The sequence below is a fragment of the Bdellovibrio bacteriovorus genome (assembly GCF_001592735.1).
Classification (GTDB): Bacteria; Bdellovibrionota; Bdellovibrionia; order Bdellovibrionales; family Bdellovibrionaceae; genus Bdellovibrio; species Bdellovibrio bacteriovorus_D.
The window spans coordinates 46,793-61,332 of the sequence record NZ_LUKE01000004.1; the positions used below are offsets into that span (position 1 = coordinate 46,793).

General features: G+C 45.9%; 16 protein-coding genes. 8 read left to right on the forward strand and 8 right to left on the reverse strand.

Annotated features, from left to right (window positions below; all coding sequences use genetic code 11):
* Positions 1 to 13 precede the first annotated feature (13 nt).
* The 4 genes from rodA to mreC are packed head-to-tail and all read right to left on the reverse strand — an operon-like array spanning position 14 to position 4,692.
* Positions 14 to 1,138, reverse strand: a complete 1,125-nt coding sequence (gene rodA, locus AZI86_RS15315) for a rod shape-determining protein RodA (RefSeq protein ID WP_061836163.1) — start codon at positions 1,136 to 1,138, stop codon at positions 14 to 16.
* Between the two features lies 1 nt (position 1,139).
* Positions 1,140 to 3,131 carry a penicillin-binding protein 2 gene (mrdA, locus tag AZI86_RS15320; RefSeq protein WP_061836164.1) on the reverse strand — a complete coding sequence of 664 codons (1,992 nt, stop codon included), beginning with the start codon at positions 3,129 to 3,131 and terminating at the stop codon, positions 1,140 to 1,142.
* Positions 3,128 to 3,664 carry a hypothetical protein gene (locus tag AZI86_RS15325; RefSeq protein WP_061836165.1) on the reverse strand — a complete coding sequence of 179 codons (537 nt, stop codon included), beginning with the start codon at positions 3,662 to 3,664 and terminating at the stop codon, positions 3,128 to 3,130. The genes mrdA and AZI86_RS15325 overlap by 4 nt, the downstream gene beginning before the upstream one ends.
* Positions 3,661 to 4,692, reverse strand: coding sequence for a rod shape-determining protein MreC (mreC, locus tag AZI86_RS15330; RefSeq protein WP_061836166.1), 1,032 nt, complete (start codon positions 4,690 to 4,692; stop codon positions 3,661 to 3,663). Before mreC ends, AZI86_RS15325 begins: the two co-directional genes overlap by 4 nt.
* A 189-nt stretch (positions 4,693 to 4,881) precedes the next feature.
* On the opposite strand from mreC, the gene AZI86_RS15335 reads away from it, so the two are divergent.
* The 4 genes from AZI86_RS15335 to AZI86_RS15350 all read left to right on the forward strand — a co-directional run bounded on the left by AZI86_RS15335 (position 4,882) and on the right by AZI86_RS15350 (position 8,216).
* Positions 4,882 to 5,919: a SurA N-terminal domain-containing protein gene (locus tag AZI86_RS15335; RefSeq protein ID WP_061836167.1), complete on the forward strand. Its 1,038-nt coding sequence runs from the start codon at positions 4,882 to 4,884 to the stop codon at positions 5,917 to 5,919.
* The gene (locus AZI86_RS15340) at positions 5,919 to 6,593 is read left to right on the forward strand and encodes a hypothetical protein (RefSeq protein WP_157684726.1); all 675 of its coding nucleotides are present in this window, start codon (positions 5,919 to 5,921) and stop codon (positions 6,591 to 6,593) included. The genes AZI86_RS15335 and AZI86_RS15340 overlap by 1 nt, the downstream gene beginning before the upstream one ends.
* A gap of 76 nt (positions 6,594 to 6,669) precedes the next feature.
* Positions 6,670 to 7,776, forward strand: coding sequence for an endonuclease/exonuclease/phosphatase family protein (locus tag AZI86_RS15345; RefSeq protein ID WP_061836169.1), 1,107 nt, complete (start codon positions 6,670 to 6,672; stop codon positions 7,774 to 7,776).
* 161 nt (positions 7,777 to 7,937) lie between these two features.
* Complete coding sequence (locus AZI86_RS15350; RefSeq protein WP_061836170.1) at positions 7,938 to 8,216, forward strand: hypothetical protein; 279 nt, start codon at positions 7,938 to 7,940, stop codon at positions 8,214 to 8,216.
* Positions 8,217 to 8,220: 4 nt separating this feature from the next.
* Here AZI86_RS15350 and AZI86_RS19260 read toward each other — a convergent pair whose 3' ends face one another.
* Positions 8,221 to 8,436 carry an HNH endonuclease gene (locus AZI86_RS19260; protein WP_157684727.1) on the reverse strand — a complete coding sequence of 72 codons (216 nt, stop codon included), beginning with the start codon at positions 8,434 to 8,436 and terminating at the stop codon, positions 8,221 to 8,223.
* A 227-nt stretch (positions 8,437 to 8,663) separates the two neighbouring features.
* Positions 8,664 to 8,903: a hypothetical protein gene (locus tag AZI86_RS15360; protein ID WP_061836172.1), complete on the reverse strand. Its 240-nt coding sequence runs from the start codon at positions 8,901 to 8,903 to the stop codon at positions 8,664 to 8,666.
* Positions 8,904 to 9,327: 424 nt separating this feature from the next.
* Between AZI86_RS15360 and AZI86_RS15365 the strand changes: the two genes are divergently transcribed.
* Both AZI86_RS15365 and AZI86_RS15370 read left to right on the forward strand, forming a co-directional pair.
* Positions 9,328 to 10,089, forward strand: coding sequence for a TIGR02147 family protein (locus tag AZI86_RS15365; protein ID WP_061836173.1), 762 nt, complete (start codon positions 9,328 to 9,330; stop codon positions 10,087 to 10,089).
* Entirely contained in the window at positions 10,086 to 11,300 is a 1,215-nt protein-coding gene (locus tag AZI86_RS15370) for a hypothetical protein (RefSeq protein WP_061836174.1), read from the forward strand. The genes AZI86_RS15365 and AZI86_RS15370 overlap by 4 nt, the downstream gene beginning before the upstream one ends.
* Here the strand turns inward: AZI86_RS15370 and cdd are convergent.
* On the reverse strand, positions 11,297 to 11,701 hold the full coding sequence (gene cdd / locus AZI86_RS15375) for a cytidine deaminase (protein ID WP_061836175.1): 405 nt from the start codon (positions 11,699 to 11,701) through the stop codon (positions 11,297 to 11,299). The two genes, AZI86_RS15370 and cdd, sit on opposite strands and share 4 nt — an antisense overlap.
* Complete coding sequence (locus tag AZI86_RS15380; RefSeq protein WP_061836176.1) at positions 11,698 to 12,267, reverse strand: Maf family protein; 570 nt, start codon at positions 12,265 to 12,267, stop codon at positions 11,698 to 11,700. Before AZI86_RS15380 ends, cdd begins: the two co-directional genes overlap by 4 nt.
* 127 nt (positions 12,268 to 12,394) lie before the next feature.
* On the opposite strand from AZI86_RS15380, the gene AZI86_RS15385 reads away from it, so the two are divergent.
* Together AZI86_RS15385 and folE2 are read left to right on the forward strand one after the other, a co-directional pair.
* Positions 12,395 to 13,366, forward strand: coding sequence for a hypothetical protein (locus tag AZI86_RS15385; RefSeq protein WP_061836177.1), 972 nt, complete (start codon positions 12,395 to 12,397; stop codon positions 13,364 to 13,366).
* A gap of 135 nt (positions 13,367 to 13,501) precedes the next feature.
* Entirely contained in the window at positions 13,502 to 14,416 is a 915-nt protein-coding gene (folE2, locus tag AZI86_RS15390) for a GTP cyclohydrolase FolE2 (RefSeq protein WP_061836302.1), read from the forward strand.
* Positions 14,417 to 14,540: the final 124 nt, after the last annotated feature.

Below are 14,540 nucleotides of genomic sequence, written 5' to 3' on the forward strand. Positions count from 1 at the left end.
GGTTCCAAGAATTTTAGAACAAGTAGCGACGATAGGCGACGGAGGAGACTAGGCCCATTCCGGCCATGGTTGTGATCATGCCCGATCCCCCGTAACTAAGCAGTGGTAAAGGGACACCGACGATGGGAAGGAGTCCGATAACCATGCCGATATTGATAAACATATGCCAGAAGATATAGCAGAGGACCCCCACCGTCAGCAGGGCGCCAAACTTGTCCCTGGCGTTAGAGGCGATTCTGATTCCTGTGATAAATAAAAAGGCGAAGAGTCCGATGACGGCGAGTGAACCAACAAAACCATGTTCTTCACTTAGTACCGAAAAAATAAAGTCCGTGTGACGCTCTGGTAAGAACTCTAGTTGAGATTGAGTTCCCATCATAAAGCCTTTGCCGAAAAAGCGGCCGGAACCTACGGCGATTTTTGATTGGATGCTGTTGTAACCAGTTCCTCTTGGATCACTTGCCGGACTTAGGAAAGTAAAAACGCGATTTTTTTGGTAATCATGCAATACGAACTTCCACGCCACCGGGATCGCGATAATTCCAAGGACAATACAGCTTGCCAAGATGCTTTTTCGGATCTTGGCAAAAATAAGCATCGAGCCCCCGATGGCGGCTAACATCATCGCGGTTCCTAGATCGGGTTGTTCTACGACTAAGCCGAAGGGAATTAACAAGGCCAATAATGGCAGCCACATTTCTTTAAAGCCCATGCCGGGGCCATGCGTGCTGCGAGTGGAAAGAATTTTTGCCATCAACATAATCAAAGCCAGTTTCATCGTCTCTGACGGTTGATACCGAAAGAAGCCTAAATCAATCCAGCGTTGCGCCCCCAGAGCGACCTTACCAAAGAAGGTCACGTACAGAATGGCTAAAAGATTTAAACCATAAATCACCAACGCAATTCGGCTGACGATGGAATAATCAACGATGGTCACTAACAAGAAAATGGACCAGCCCGCCGCCAGCCATACAATTTGTTGAATGAACAGCGAAGCCACGTCTGTCGATGTCGGACCGTGAGTGGCACTGTACAGGTTGATTAAGCCGATAACATTCAAAGCAAAGATCACAATGATCAAGTTGATATCTAATTTTTTAAAAAGTGTTCGTTCTTCAACGTGCAAGGCAGTTAACACTTTACTCTCCTTCCGACTCTTGAGGTGGAGGCGCCGTCGGGGCTTCCGCTTTTTTTAAGCCTTTAGCTTTAAGCGCATTTTCAATAACCTCGGGGTGATATTTTTCAAAGTAAGCTTGCACGATATCGCGCACAATCGGAGCCGCCCCCGAAGCACCATGGCACGAGTGTTCAGCCAATGCCGCAATGGTGATCTCTGGATTTTCTGCCGGAGCAAAGGCCACAAACCAACCATGATGGCGCATATGGATCGGACGGCCTTCGCACTTCACATAGATCTGGTCGGCCGAAAAGCCCATGACTTGAGCAGTTCCTGTTTTACCAGCCATCTCGACACCCGGAACTTTATATCGTTGAGCGGTACCCCGGCTGCCGTTAGCCACGCGACGCATACCTTCTTTGACTGTTTTGAAAGTTTGCGGAGTGATTTGCACGCCGTTAGGTTGCATTTGTTGCAGATCGCGCACCACTTGCGGGAAGTTTTCGCGCAAAACTTTTCCATCTTGATCGATGACTTTACGGACTAAGAATGGACGGACGACTTTGCCTTCGGTGCCGATGGCATTATAAGCCACGGCCATAGACAACGGAGTGACGTTCACGAAACCCTGTCCAATCGCCGTACTTAAGTTTTCACCCGGTTGCCATTCTTCACCCACGGTGGCTTTTTTCCACGCCGAGTTTGGCATTGTGCCGGAAACCTCACGCGCAAGCTCGATACCCGTTTTTTGACCGATACCTAAAAGGTGGATGTAGTCATACATTTTATCTACACCCAAGGCGATACCCATTTTATAGAAGAACACGTTCGACGAACGCTCTAAAGCTTCAAACACCGTGATGTTACCGTGACCGCCTTTTAAGTGATCATGGTAGGGACGTCGGCCAAAGAAGAAAACCCCGGGGGCACTGACGATCGTGGTTGGCGTAATGACTTTTTCATTTAAAGCGGCGACAGCCACCAAAGGTTTGAAAGTCGAACCCGGAGCATTGTGGTCTTGAATGACTTTATTACGTAAAGGCTTAAACGGATCATTGATAAGCTTTGACCAAGTTCCGCCCGAAATACCGGTCGAAAACTCATTCGGATCAAAAGAAGGCGCGCTCACCCAAGCTAACACTTCGCCATTGGTTTTCATCGCCACAACCGCGCCAATGCGGTTTAAGTTTTTAAATGATTTATAAGCGGCTTCTTGAATCTCGCGGTCAATAGTTAAGACGGCGTTGTTCCCGTGAATAGGAACTTGGTCCCGAATTTGTTCACCATAAATATTGGGTGTTTGCGTGACAGTCTCGCGACCATGGGCATCGACCTGGATAAAGCTGACACCGTCAGTGCCGCGGATGTCGCGCTCTAAAGTTTCTTCTAAGCCGCTTTTTCCGATCACGTCACCTTGTTCAAAGCTCAAAGAGCCTTTATAAAGTTCATTTAAAATCGGAATCTGACGTTTAGAAATTTCGGCCACATACCCGAATAACTGGGCGCCATCTTCTTTGAGTGGGTAATAACGGATGATAGATTCACGGATCTCAAGTCCCGGAGTATCTAGGCGCATGCGCTTAAGACGAAACACTTCTTCGCGGCTTAAGTTTTCTTTAAGACGAATCTGCGCAAAAGGACCGTTTTGACGGCGGCTCTTTTGGACTTTTTGCATAAGCTTTTCGGGATCCATACTCAGAACCGGGGCCACGGTTTTAGACAAGGCTTCTAGATTTTCAATGTATTGAGGTGTTAAGATCGCCTCAAAGCCTGGTAGATTTTCTACCAGAACCTTGCCGTCACGATCTAGCATCAAGCCGCGTGGAGCGGTGATTTTGTTTTGCTTAATACGATTTTTTTCCGAGAATTCACGCAATTCATTCCCCGAGATCACTTGTAGATACCATAAACGCATCGTGAAGATAGTCATGGCAAAAGCGATCATTATATAGAAGAGCTTGTAACGGCTTAGATATTCCTTAGCTTCATCAGGATTGCTGACATAAGTACTCATAGTTCCAGCCCTCCTGATTCTTGAAGCATTTCATTTTGGGTGAGCTTATCAATTTTCGCTAAGATCCAGTAAACAGGGAAGGCAAATGACGGAGTTAAAACGATTTGCACTAACCGATCCACGATTTCAAAGCTCGCCATGTTTTTTTCTAAAACCCAAGAGATCAACAAAAACAGGACGTGATAGGCCACGGCCGAAAACGTACACATGATCGTATAATATCCTGAACCACTCCAGAAAACGCGGGACTTAACCCCGTAAACTAAAAGGAAAAGAATCAAAAGGCTGAACCACATCATTTTTAATGGCATCGCGGTGAACGCCAATAAAACAAATCCCATCGCATAAATCCAAGTGATGGCTTGGCTAGGGCGGCGGTAAAGAATCACGTACACAATAAGGTTCAGCCATAACATGGGTGCTGGCACATGTCCGAAGACTTGAAACCAGAAGGTTGTCTGAAATCCGGCGACGGTCATTAAAACCGCCAACATGATCAGAAAGTTTAAAAGAGTATTCCAACGAATTTTCACTGCGCAGCCCCTTGAGCGCTTGGAGACGGAGCGGGTGAGGGGGGTATCGCAGGGGTCGTTGCCGGTTTAGGCTTCGGAGTTGCCGTCACGGTGGGAGACGGCGAGGGACTTGCGGCGGGAGCGGGTGTCGTCGCAACCGCTGCTACTGTGGTATCAGCTCCGGCTTCGTTATTTTCGGCTTGGGGGGGCGCAAAGCGATTGCCGAAATCTTCGTTAGACGCCTGGTTCACGACAAAAACTTCTTCCACTTTGTAGGGATCTACGACCGGACGCAAGTCAACTTTCAACGAAACGCTGAATGTTTTTCTTTCAACCGATTCAACAATCGCCACAGGGAAACCCTTCGGGAAAATGTTGTCCAGGCCGCCCGTCACCACAAGATCGCCTTCTTTCACATCTTCTGTTTTTTCGACATATTTCAATGTGCAACCATTTTGGCTTTTACCTTCAACGATCCCATGAGCGCGCGTGCGCTGAACGATGCCATCGACAACCGCATAACGGTCTGTGATCAACATCACGTGAGCAGTGTAAGGTTCGGGCTTAAAGATATAGCCTAAAACACCACCCGTCGTGATAACCGCTTGGCCCGCAGTCAAACCGTCGGTCGTTCCTTTGTTAATCGTGACAGTGTTGTGATCAATCACTAAGTCGCGGCCGATGACTTGGGCTGCGACCAATTTCATTTTGGTTTGCTCTTTGAAGCTTAAAAGTCCGCGCAAACGATCATTTTCGTTTGTCAGTTCGTTCATTTTTTCTAAGCGTGCTTGCAGTTCGTTGTTCGTACTTTGCAACTGCTCGCTATTTTTTTTGATATTGATCAAATTCACGTACATCGCCGTGGTTTCAGTGACTCCATGGCTGAATCCATAGAAGGTTTGGGAAATCCCGCTGCCTAAAAGGGCAAAAGGTTTCACCAACCAGTTGGACTCTTGAGGACGCTGTTGCATGTTGATAGAGATCAGAGGCAAAGCGAGCACAATGCCGATCATGATGATTTTTTTGAGATCAAAGTTGAAGAAATTCAAAAGTACCCTCGTTGGATTTTCGCATTTTTAGGCACCTATGGCGCGATGCGATTTACTAACCAATCATTTCATTTTCTCAACGCTACCAAAAGGCTCAAAGATTTCAACAATTTCCCCTTGAAAAAATAAGAAATTCGTAAGGTAATGATTTCCGACTTAAAAATCAGTGTAGGACAAGGAAGGGCATTTATGAGCGACAGCATGGCAGATAAGATGAAAAGAAAGCTTTCCGCAAAGAGCGTGACGGCTATTATCCTCTTCGGAGCGATCATCATGGTATTCGTATTTTTCGGTTTGCCGTCACATATGGGAGCGAGTGTTGGTTCTGTCGCTCGAGTAAATAACACGTTGATTTCGGTCGCGGACTTCCAGCAAGAAGAAAACCGCATTCAACAGTACTACCAAAATCTCTTTGGCAGTCAGATGGATTTTAGCTCTCAGCGTCAACTTCTGCGCCAACAAGCGTTGGAAAACCTCGTGCGTATGGAGCTCGTTTCTCAAGGTGCGCAAAAAGATGGCATTATGACGACAGACGCTGAGGTGCGTGATTTTATCGTGAAAGACATCCCATTTTTTCAGCAAGACGGTCGCTTTCAACGTGAATTTTACAATCGTTATTTAGAATCAACTCATATGTCTCCGGGAAAATTTGAGGACAAAGTTCGTAAAGACGTGGCGAATGTGCGCACTCGCTATCTTTTTGAGCTTTCTTCACGCATCACGGATGCAGAGATGAACGTCTTGCAAAAAATGCGTTCCGCTAAAATGAATGTCGCGTTCGCAAAAGTGGACGAAGAAGCCGCCACAAAAGCTTTAGGCAAAGAAAAAGCCGAAGCGGCGATCAAAGCTTTGGACGAAGCTTTGAACAAGGGTGATGAAGCGGCTGTCAATGCTCAGCTGAAAGACCTTAAAGCAACTTGGGATGAAACCGGTATGACGGAATTGACGGCTGAAAATTTCCCAAAGATCACAAGCTCTGTGGCGCAAGAAGCGATCTTTGATCTTAAAAAGTCAGAGCCTCTTTTGAAACGCTTGGTTCGTGATGGCAATTCAAAATACGTTTTGAAATTAAAAGACAGCAAAATGGAAGAAGCAAAACCTCTTGAGGCCATGGCTGTTGAAATGATTCAAAAACGTCGTGGGGACGGCATGGTCGATGCGTGGATGAACTTCTTCCGCTCTAAATCTCACGTCACAATGAACACTGACGCTTTGCAATTGAACTAATGTTGCAATTTGTTCGTGAGATTCCTATTTCAATAAAAATCCAGAAAACCCTGTCACATCGACGGGGTTTTCATTTTCATGTGGCGGTAGGAGTTACGGCAGAGGTCAAACCTCTGTCAGGGATGACCGTCAATTTGCCCATCATAGACACATTGCTTGCCGCTCTTAAAGAACACTTGGAAGCCCAAACCTTTGAAGCCCCCACTGAAAGCCTGAATCTCGTTTTTGCCGAAATTTATAATGAGTCCGCGCAGTTTTTAAAAGACCAAATCAAAGCCGTCAAAGATCCGACGCTGGCCGGGGAGTCTTCGGGCCCCATTCAACTCTCCAGCCTGCAGTTTCGCGAAGAAAGGGGCTTCGGTTTTTCAAACTTCCGAGTGCCGGTGAAATCCCCGGAAGAGCTTGAATTCTTTCACTCCCATTTCATCGAAATCCTGCCGCCGCAAGCGCCGGCCCGTCTTTTAAAGGTCCGAATCTATTGGCAGCACAAAGCGGGAAGTCTTGCCGACTATTCTCACGAAAGCTTTAAACTGCTAAAACCGTTGATGGCTTTAGAGGCCGAAGCTCTTATATCGCAATTAGAGCCGTTAAAAGGCCATAAAATAGACTCGGGCAGCTTTATCTCTCGCATTGAAATCCACGATTTAGGGCAGAACCGAACGCTCGAAATTTGACCCTGCCAATGGAAATCTTTCCAGGGGCCGAGGTTTTTTAGCTACTTAAGGGGGAACCTCAAGTACAAACACCCCCATGAAAACAAGATTCTTAAAAATCATGGCTTTTGGGTTCTTGGTGGTTTCTTTTGTGGCCCTTTCCGCGCAAACGGCTTTTGCGACCTCTTATTGGGAAAATTCAAGCCTCCCGCCGCAATTCTGTTTTCAAAACTTCAATGCTTACGGACCGCTTTATGCTTCGGGCCGGACGGAGCGCACTCAAGGAATTTTGGGACATCTCAAAGCGCGCCCCAAATGTGACATCGTTCAGTTGCAAGAAGTTTGGATGGAGTCCCACATCGATCATATCGAAAATTCGTTGAAGGACCACTACAGCTTCAGCTCACCGAATCGTGACTCACGCATCGGTATTATGGATTTGGTGATGGGGGATATTCTTTCGCGCGAGACCTTTACGTTTGCGGTGAACAATTCCGGATCAGTCTTAGATCGCGCCCGCAGTGTGGCGAGTGTTGATAAGGCTTTCCATGTCTTGCGCGTAAAACTTCCAGCGATTGATGAAGAGTTTTATATCATCAATACGCATCTTCATCCTTCTTCCCAGGCGGTGCGCCTGACCCAAATTTTGGATTTATTGCGTTGGCGTTTACAAAACCAAAACTTGAAAATGCTTTTATCTGGCGATTTCAATTCGGATCCGCAAGATTTGGAAAGAAAACTGCTGATGAGTGTCGTCGGGTTGAAAGACGCCATGGCAGAGAGTTTTACAAATGGCAATTATCCCGCGGACTTTTGCACCTATTGTAAAGCCAATCCTTTAAGCTGGTTGCCTTCAGATCATGTGTTTGACTATATCTTTTATTCGAATGCGGGCACAGCCGAGACATCGCTAAAACTTGCTTCCGCTGAAGTGAACTTAAAAGGTTCACCGAAAAAACCACTTTCTGATCATTACGGTATTCGTGCTTATTTCAATGTTGAAAATGGCAAAGCCCCAGCAGGGGAGTTAGATCAAGTTCAAAAAAAGTTGGCACTTGAAGCCTTAAAACAAACCATCGAGGTTTTGGATAAAGAATCCGGTGCTCAGTGGAAGGTTCATCAGAAATTAGCCCGCGACCTATACAGCGATCTAGAAAGATCGCGCAGTGACTTTGAGCTTTATTTGGGTCATTCGCTTAGATAAGGACCTGTGGTTGCTCTGATCTGTGGCCTTAGCCCCTGGCGCAAAATTTGTAGCTGTTTAAAATTTTGACGGTCATGAATATTCTATATCAAATTGGGGCTCCGTTTACCTAGGCATGCGAACTGCAACCGTCTTTCGCATAACTAATAAATGGAGCTTACATGCTTAAACTAGTCATCGCTAATCTGGCCACTCTTTTGGTACTTCCGCTCAGTGCTTTTGCCGCAGACGCAACTTGTGCGGGATATAATCAGTACGTCACTCATCAATGCGCTTCAGAAAAGACTCTTAAAGGCGACCTAAGTGATGAAATGCTTAAAGGTTATTCCGTTAAAACTTGCAAAAATGAATCGTTCAAGATGATTCTGGAATCAGATCTTGTTGCTAAAGCTAGTTGCAAGCCGGTGATGTCCGGAAAGCTGATCAGCGCCTTGAATTAAAATTTTAGTTTCGAGCGCGGTTGTGAACCCCACATAAAATTCGCAGGTTCGAAATCTTCTGGTCGCCACCTGCGGACAAAGGTTGAATATGATCCACCTGCAATTGATACTTAGAGCGACATCGACCGGCGTGGGGATGATGATGTTCACATTGGTATTGGGCCTTAGATAAAAGCAAGCGCTTGGTTTTTACCGAAATATAGGGCCGGTATGGTTGCATGATTTTATTTCTATCTCGAACATCCTTGTTATCCTGCTTGCGACTCCCCGCGGTCTTCTGTTCTGAGCTTACCAAGAAGCTTTGCGTCGCCAAGGGGTTATTATTTATCGCTTCTCCCAATTCCAAATTTTTAATTCCGAACGTATTTTTCCCCAACTTGCTTTGATTTATTTTCTTTGCCAAAGTGGTAATCACCTCTGACCAGGAGCCGCTGGGACAAACATGACTTAAAAGTTCCTGCGTTCATAGGCGCTGTATTCGGAATACCCCAGTTCTTTAGTTAAGTAAGAAAAAATGCGATCATACCCCAACTGCAAATGCAGCTTGCGATTTTCCACTTCAATAATATGCAACAAAACCAAATGAGTGATTTTTCGCTCTGCCTTGGCAAGGCGTTTTAAACTTAAAACAAGATCCGAGTTTGAAAGATGCCTTAAGTCTGCCTTCATAGTTGATTCCGTTGTCATGATATTTCCTCTTTGCCAGAGTTATAACATCACTTTTAAAACTCGACTTTTAAGGTTTTTTCTGAGGCATTTGGCCTAAGTAAGATATTTACAAAAGACCCGCAAAGACGTTTATAAAGCCATAGTGAACCGATAAAATTGCATTTGAGATCCATCGCGAAGAGCGCAAAAACATTTATTATCGAGGATTTTAAGAATAAGAAAATCATGGCAAGAACAAAGTTGTTAAATTTATAACTCCATGTTTCTTGGTAAGCGCAGGGAGAGAAGTCTTAATTCGAATCTATTGATGGAAATAAGGGCGAGGAGTTTACGGTAAGCCTAGGTTCGCTGACTTCACCTAAAGGATGTGTATCCAAGGGTTGGACACAGTTTGTGTACAAACCTCTTGCCATCCCAAGATCAAATTCCGATACTTTTTTGCATGGAACAAAGAAGTTCGGATTTCAGAAATTATCTTCAGGAAGAGTTGGTTTTGCGCTGTCGCAAAAACCCGGCGTACTCCTTAAGGAGCTTTGCAAAATCTCTGGATCTTTCGCCGTCTTTTTTAAGTAAAATTCTGAACGGCAAAAGAAGAATCACAGACGAGATTTTTAAAAAAGTTTCCACGCATCTGAATTTGGAACCCGAACAAATGAATTCCTTTAAAAACTTCGTGGGTGCCACCAAGGGCGAGCTGGATTTTCATGGTCTTCAGTTAGAATACTTTAAACTGATCTCGGACTGGTTTCATTATGCCATTCTTGAACTGACGCATGTCCAAGATTTTAAAAATGATGCAGAATGGATCGGGGCTCGTCTAGGGATTACGGCCAACCAAGCCAAAGGTGCCATCGAAAGATTGATTGACCTGGAGTTGCTCGAAGAAATACATGGCCAGCTGCGTGTGACCTCTGGCGGAAACACCACCACGAAGAATGAATTTACAGCCCTGGCCTTTAAAAAAATGCAGGATGAACTTTTAAGCAAGGCCCGTCAGTCACTTTGGAATGAAGATATCAGTCAAAGAGACCATACATCTATTTGTATGGCGATTCACACTGAGGACATTCCGGAAGTTAAAAAAAGATTAACTCAAGTTCGTCGCGATCTTTGTGAATATCTTGAGCGTCCACGAAAAACGAAGCCCGATGATGTCTATAATTTAAGCCTCTCGTTTTTTTCACTTACTAAGGAGTCACCATGAATAATGCAATAGCCCTTCTGCTCATTTCAGTTCTTACGATTTCTTGTCAGGGTGGGGGAGGCTCCGAATTAAAACCATTTTTGCCTGCCAAGCCGGAAGCCAATGCCGCTCCAGATTCAGACGATTCTTTGACAGGATGGAAACGGGATTTCATAGGTCAAGAAGGGCATGGTGGTGATGCCTTGGTTTGTTTTAGCATTCCCGTGCAAAGGGCGGTTGTAAAAGAATCTTTTGGTCAAGAAGAGGATTGCACGAAAGGTTGCTCTAGCAGTGGTAACTCTGGATCAACCCCCCGAGCTACGGCGGTTTGGCGTATGACCGCGGAAGGTCGTGCGGCTATCGTTTCAGCGAAGCCCCTGGAGCAGTATTTGCTTGAAAAGATCGGCGGTCGCCAAGCCATGCTAGATCAACTGAATAGAATGTCTACAGAGGAAGCTTATACAAAAGTGATCACTTCGCTTAAAACTTTGCCTGCGGCCTATGAGAAAGTTTCTTTAATACATAATAAGCTGGGCTGGCTAAAGCAAAGTGGTATTGCCAGTGAATATGGCTTAATGGATGTTCAGGATTCTGGATTTTTAAAAGAAAACGAGATCGATAAAGTGTATTGCAAAGAGCTTCAGGCCGTCATACGTCGTGATGATCAGTTGTGGTACGACTCTGACATCGTAGGCCGATTTGATAACGTGGGTCTGGTTTTGATGCAGCTTCATGAGGAGATTTATGCTTGGGGTAAAGCGCAAGATCAAATCAACTTTCTGCAAGGTCCTTCTGCGCATGAAACGTCGGTGAAAACTCGTCGTTTGATCTTAAAGCTGTTAGATGAAAATTTAAGTGCTGACATAGTGAATGAGCATTTAAAGTCTTTGGGTTTTTCGGCCTTTTACTGGGTTGAAAATTTGAACCTTCCAACATCTGCAGGATATTACATGGATGTCGCAACCTGCAAATCAGAGCAGGATTTCCTAAGGTCGGCCCTAAATACTTACCGCAAAGATTACTGGTTGTACGTAGAGCGCCTTTTTTCAACCCGCTATTTGCAAACGGATGGATCCGAGCCCAAGTTGCCGTTGCGACACAATTATCCCATCGCCTTGGCTAACATGATAGCCTACACGTATAGCACTCGGTCCTCAGATCCGAATTTTGCAACTCAGCTTTTAAAAATGGCTGAAAATTTTAATCAAACGACCGCTTGCGAGGTTCGTTAGGCCAAATGCTTCGGAGTAAAAGCCTCCGGGAAAATTTCCGGGAACGTGAACGTCTTGATCGTTCCTTTGTTGTTAGCGGTGTGGATCAAGGTTTTTTCTGTGGCAAATTCTGCGATCACTTGGCGGCAAAAACCGCACGGAGGCCAGGGTTTATCGGCGGTGCTCACCACCAAAACTTCTGAAATCTGTTTTTGTGCGCCTTCGCTCACGGCTTTAAAAATCGCCACGCGCTCCGCACACACGGTGCCGCCGTAAGATGCATTTTCGACATTGCATCCCGCATGCACACTGCCGTCGGCCATTAAGATCGCCGCTCCAATGCGTGCTTGGGAATAAGGGGAGTGAGAATTTTTTTGCGCTTTAACGGCCAAATCGAAAAGTTTTTTTTGTGTGTCGTTCATAGGTTTAAATTCTCTAATATTTTACTGAGTGCGATCAAGGGTAAACCTTGAATCGCCGTAAAATCTTCGGTTTCAATTTTATCAAAAAGCATGATGCCATGGCTTTCAGCTTTATAGCTGCCCGCGCAGTCCATGGGTTCATCCAGTTGCACATAGCGTTCGATTTGTTCTAAGGTGCGCTTTTTCATCGTCATGCGCGTGACATCGGTGTGGGCGTACATTTTGTCTCCGTCAAAAACGCAGATGGCCGTAATCAGTTCGTGCGTTTTTCCCTGCATGGACATCAATTCTTTGACGGCTTTTTCTGGCGTGTGCGACTTGCCTAAGATGCGGCCTTCAAATGAAATCAATTGATCGCCACCGATGACGACTTTTCCGGGGCCTTTGAGGCTTTCGGCCTTTATGCGAGCTAGTTTTTCGGCCAAGGCGCGCGGGGCGAGGCTTAAGTCTTTTTCTTTTTCCTCATCCGCTAAAGGGGCCACGGCTTCGAATTTATAAGCCAATCGGGAAAGAAGCTCATATCTGTACTTAGATGTGCTTGCTAAAATCAATTGTTTTTCAGCCATATGATAAACCTCGCAAAGTCTCACTTTCCCTTAAAACATGTTATTTCTCAAGAAGCAAAAGACTGTTTTGCTCAGCTACGTAACGGCTTTAAAATGGGAAGAAGGCCTAAAGTCTGAAGGAGTCTCTATGGGCAAAAACACTATTTCCACCTTCAGTTTGATTTTGCTTATTGCTGCGGTCATGTTCTTTTTCCACGTGAACCGCGAAGCAGAAAAACGCGCGGCTGCACAAATTGAAGAAATCGAACAAACCAGTATCGTGGCTGAAATGCCTCGCCCTGCGGCGACAACGACCACCACTCCTAAAGCCCCTGTGTCCCCGACGCCCTCTCGTCAAGCCGAACTTGCCAGTGGAGAGTTGCAGAATTTAGAACAACAACTGGCGCAAGCCCAAGCGGATCTGCAAGTCCAGCGTGAATCCGTCAATCAATTGGCAACGCAAAGTCAAAGTTTCACGTCACGGATGCCGGCCGCCTTGGGATCTTTTGATTTGAATGTGTTGCGATCAGAGTCTCAAGTGCAAAACGCGCTGATGGAAATAGACGCTTATCGCAACCTAGAACAGCAAATAAATCGTCAGGCCGAAGATCAAATGCGCATTCAAAATAGTGCCGCGCAAGCGCAGCTGGCGCAGATTGATGAAAGCATTCGCGCCCAGGAGCTTCAGATTCGCCAAACCCGCGAAGATATCATGTATTGGAATCAGAATTTTAACGATCAAACCCGTCGGATGGCGGAGCTTCAACGTTTGCAGGAACAGCTCGATGCCCTTAATCAGCAGCGTGATTTGATGTTGCAGCAGCGTCTGTTAATTGCGGCTGAGTCCTTAAGCGCCGCGCAGGCCCTACAGGCAGGTAAACAAGAGGCTCTGAACGATCTGCAATCTAATCAGGCCAATGCCCAAGGAAATATCGAAAGTTTGCGGGACTCCATCATTCGCTTGCAACAATCGCAAAGAGAAATTCGCAATAGCCAAATCTCACTTGGCTCTCAATTACGTCAGGCTCAGCAAGCTCTGCAAAGCCAAGAAACCCAAGTTAAAAGCTTAGAGACGGCGGTGGAGCAAAAGAGACAGGAATTAAACTCCCTCGTGCAGTAAATAGGGGCGGGCATAGAGAAGATCTATGGACCTATCGAGGCAAAGCGGGGCGTAAAATCGCTGTAAAATCTATAAATGGCGAGCCAAAGCCCCGAACTTGCGTTATACGTTTTCTTGCCTGAAGGACTTTTTCGTATGACTAAACAGACTCTTCCCGATGTTGCTAAAGAAACCCACACTGAAAAATTCGCGCCCATTGATTGGGTGGGGATGGGCTCAATTGAGCTTCCGGTTTTACTAAAGCAAAGCGATGGAGTTTATCGTGTTCCCGCTCGGGCTGATGCGAAAGTCAGCTTAGATAAAAAACCTTCACGCGGTATTCATATGTCTCGCTTGTACCTGATCACTCAGGAGCTTCTAACCAAGAACGAGCTGAATCTGACTCTTCTGGGGCGCACGACGGATGAGTTTTTAAGAACTCACGAAGACCTTTCAACCCAAGCCCGTGTGCAACTTCAGTTTGAAGCACCGCTTGTGCGTAAAGCTTTAAAAAGTGCCAACCAAGCTTGGCGCTCTTACCCGGTGGTGTTATCCGCGGTAAATAAAAATGGTGTTAAGAATTATTACGTCGAAGTGGTTGTGACTTATTCTAGCACGTGCCCGGCTTCGGCGGCACTTTCTCGACAATTGATTCAAGATGGGTTCAAAGCTCAATTCAACGATAAGTCTTTAGATTTTGATGTGATTCATTCGTGGCTCGGAACCCCCCAAGGTATTGTGGCGACCCCTCACGCACAACGCAGCTTTGCTCGTGTGAAAGTAGAAGTAGGGACTGAGTTTGATTACGGGACCCTTATCGACACCGTCGAAGAGGCTTTACAGACGGCGGTTCAGGGCGCAGTGAAGCGGGAAGATGAGCAAGAGTTTGCTTTACGCAACGGCCAGAACTTGATGTTCTGTGAAGATGCGGCTCGACGAGTGAAGGATGCTTTGGATGCGCGCCCAGAAGTCTTGGATTACGTGGCCGAGTTCAGCCATGTTGAGAGCCTTCACCCTCATAACGCTGTTTCCCATATCTCCAAAGGCCTTAATTTAAGTCATTTTGAATAGTTGAGTGGGTCTTAGTGGCGCCAAAGTAGGCTTTAAGTAGCGTCCCGAGTTGAAAATGATTCTTAATTATCTGGACATCGGGTGCCCGGCTGGTCTATAAATTTGAGACCGACCACTTGAGGTG

Bases quoted from the DNA above. Each gene is read 5' to 3' on its own strand.
- AZI86_RS15340 (WP_157684726.1), top strand. From the start codon at position 5,919: ATGTTGCAATTTGTTCGTGAGATTCCTATTTCAATAAAAATCCAGAAA.
- AZI86_RS15345 (WP_061836169.1), top strand. From the start codon at position 6,670: ATGAAAACAAGATTCTTAAAAATCATGGCTTTTGGGTTCTTGGTGGTT.
- AZI86_RS19260 (WP_157684727.1), bottom strand. From the start codon at position 8,436: ATGCAACCATACCGGCCCTATATTTCGGTAAAAACCAAGCGCTTGCTT.
- cdd (WP_061836175.1), bottom strand. From the start codon at position 11,701: ATGAACGACACACAAAAAAAACTTTTCGATTTGGCCGTTAAAGCGCAA.
- AZI86_RS15380 (WP_061836176.1), bottom strand. From the start codon at position 12,267: ATGGCTGAAAAACAATTGATTTTAGCAAGCACATCTAAGTACAGATAT.
- AZI86_RS15370 (WP_061836174.1), top strand. From the start codon at position 10,086: ATGAATAATGCAATAGCCCTTCTGCTCATTTCAGTTCTTACGATTTCT.
- AZI86_RS15360 (WP_061836172.1), bottom strand. From the start codon at position 8,903: ATGACAACGGAATCAACTATGAAGGCAGACTTAAGGCATCTTTCAAAC.
- AZI86_RS15365 (WP_061836173.1), top strand. From the start codon at position 9,328: ATGGAACAAAGAAGTTCGGATTTCAGAAATTATCTTCAGGAAGAGTTG.
- AZI86_RS15350 (WP_061836170.1), top strand. From the start codon at position 7,938: ATGCTTAAACTAGTCATCGCTAATCTGGCCACTCTTTTGGTACTTCCG.
- mrdA (WP_061836164.1), bottom strand. From the start codon at position 3,131: ATGAGTACTTATGTCAGCAATCCTGATGAAGCTAAGGAATATCTAAGC.
- AZI86_RS15385 (WP_061836177.1), top strand. From the start codon at position 12,395: ATGGGCAAAAACACTATTTCCACCTTCAGTTTGATTTTGCTTATTGCT.
- AZI86_RS15335 (WP_061836167.1), top strand. From the start codon at position 4,882: ATGAGCGACAGCATGGCAGATAAGATGAAAAGAAAGCTTTCCGCAAAG.
- folE2 (WP_061836302.1), top strand. From the start codon at position 13,502: ATGACTAAACAGACTCTTCCCGATGTTGCTAAAGAAACCCACACTGAA.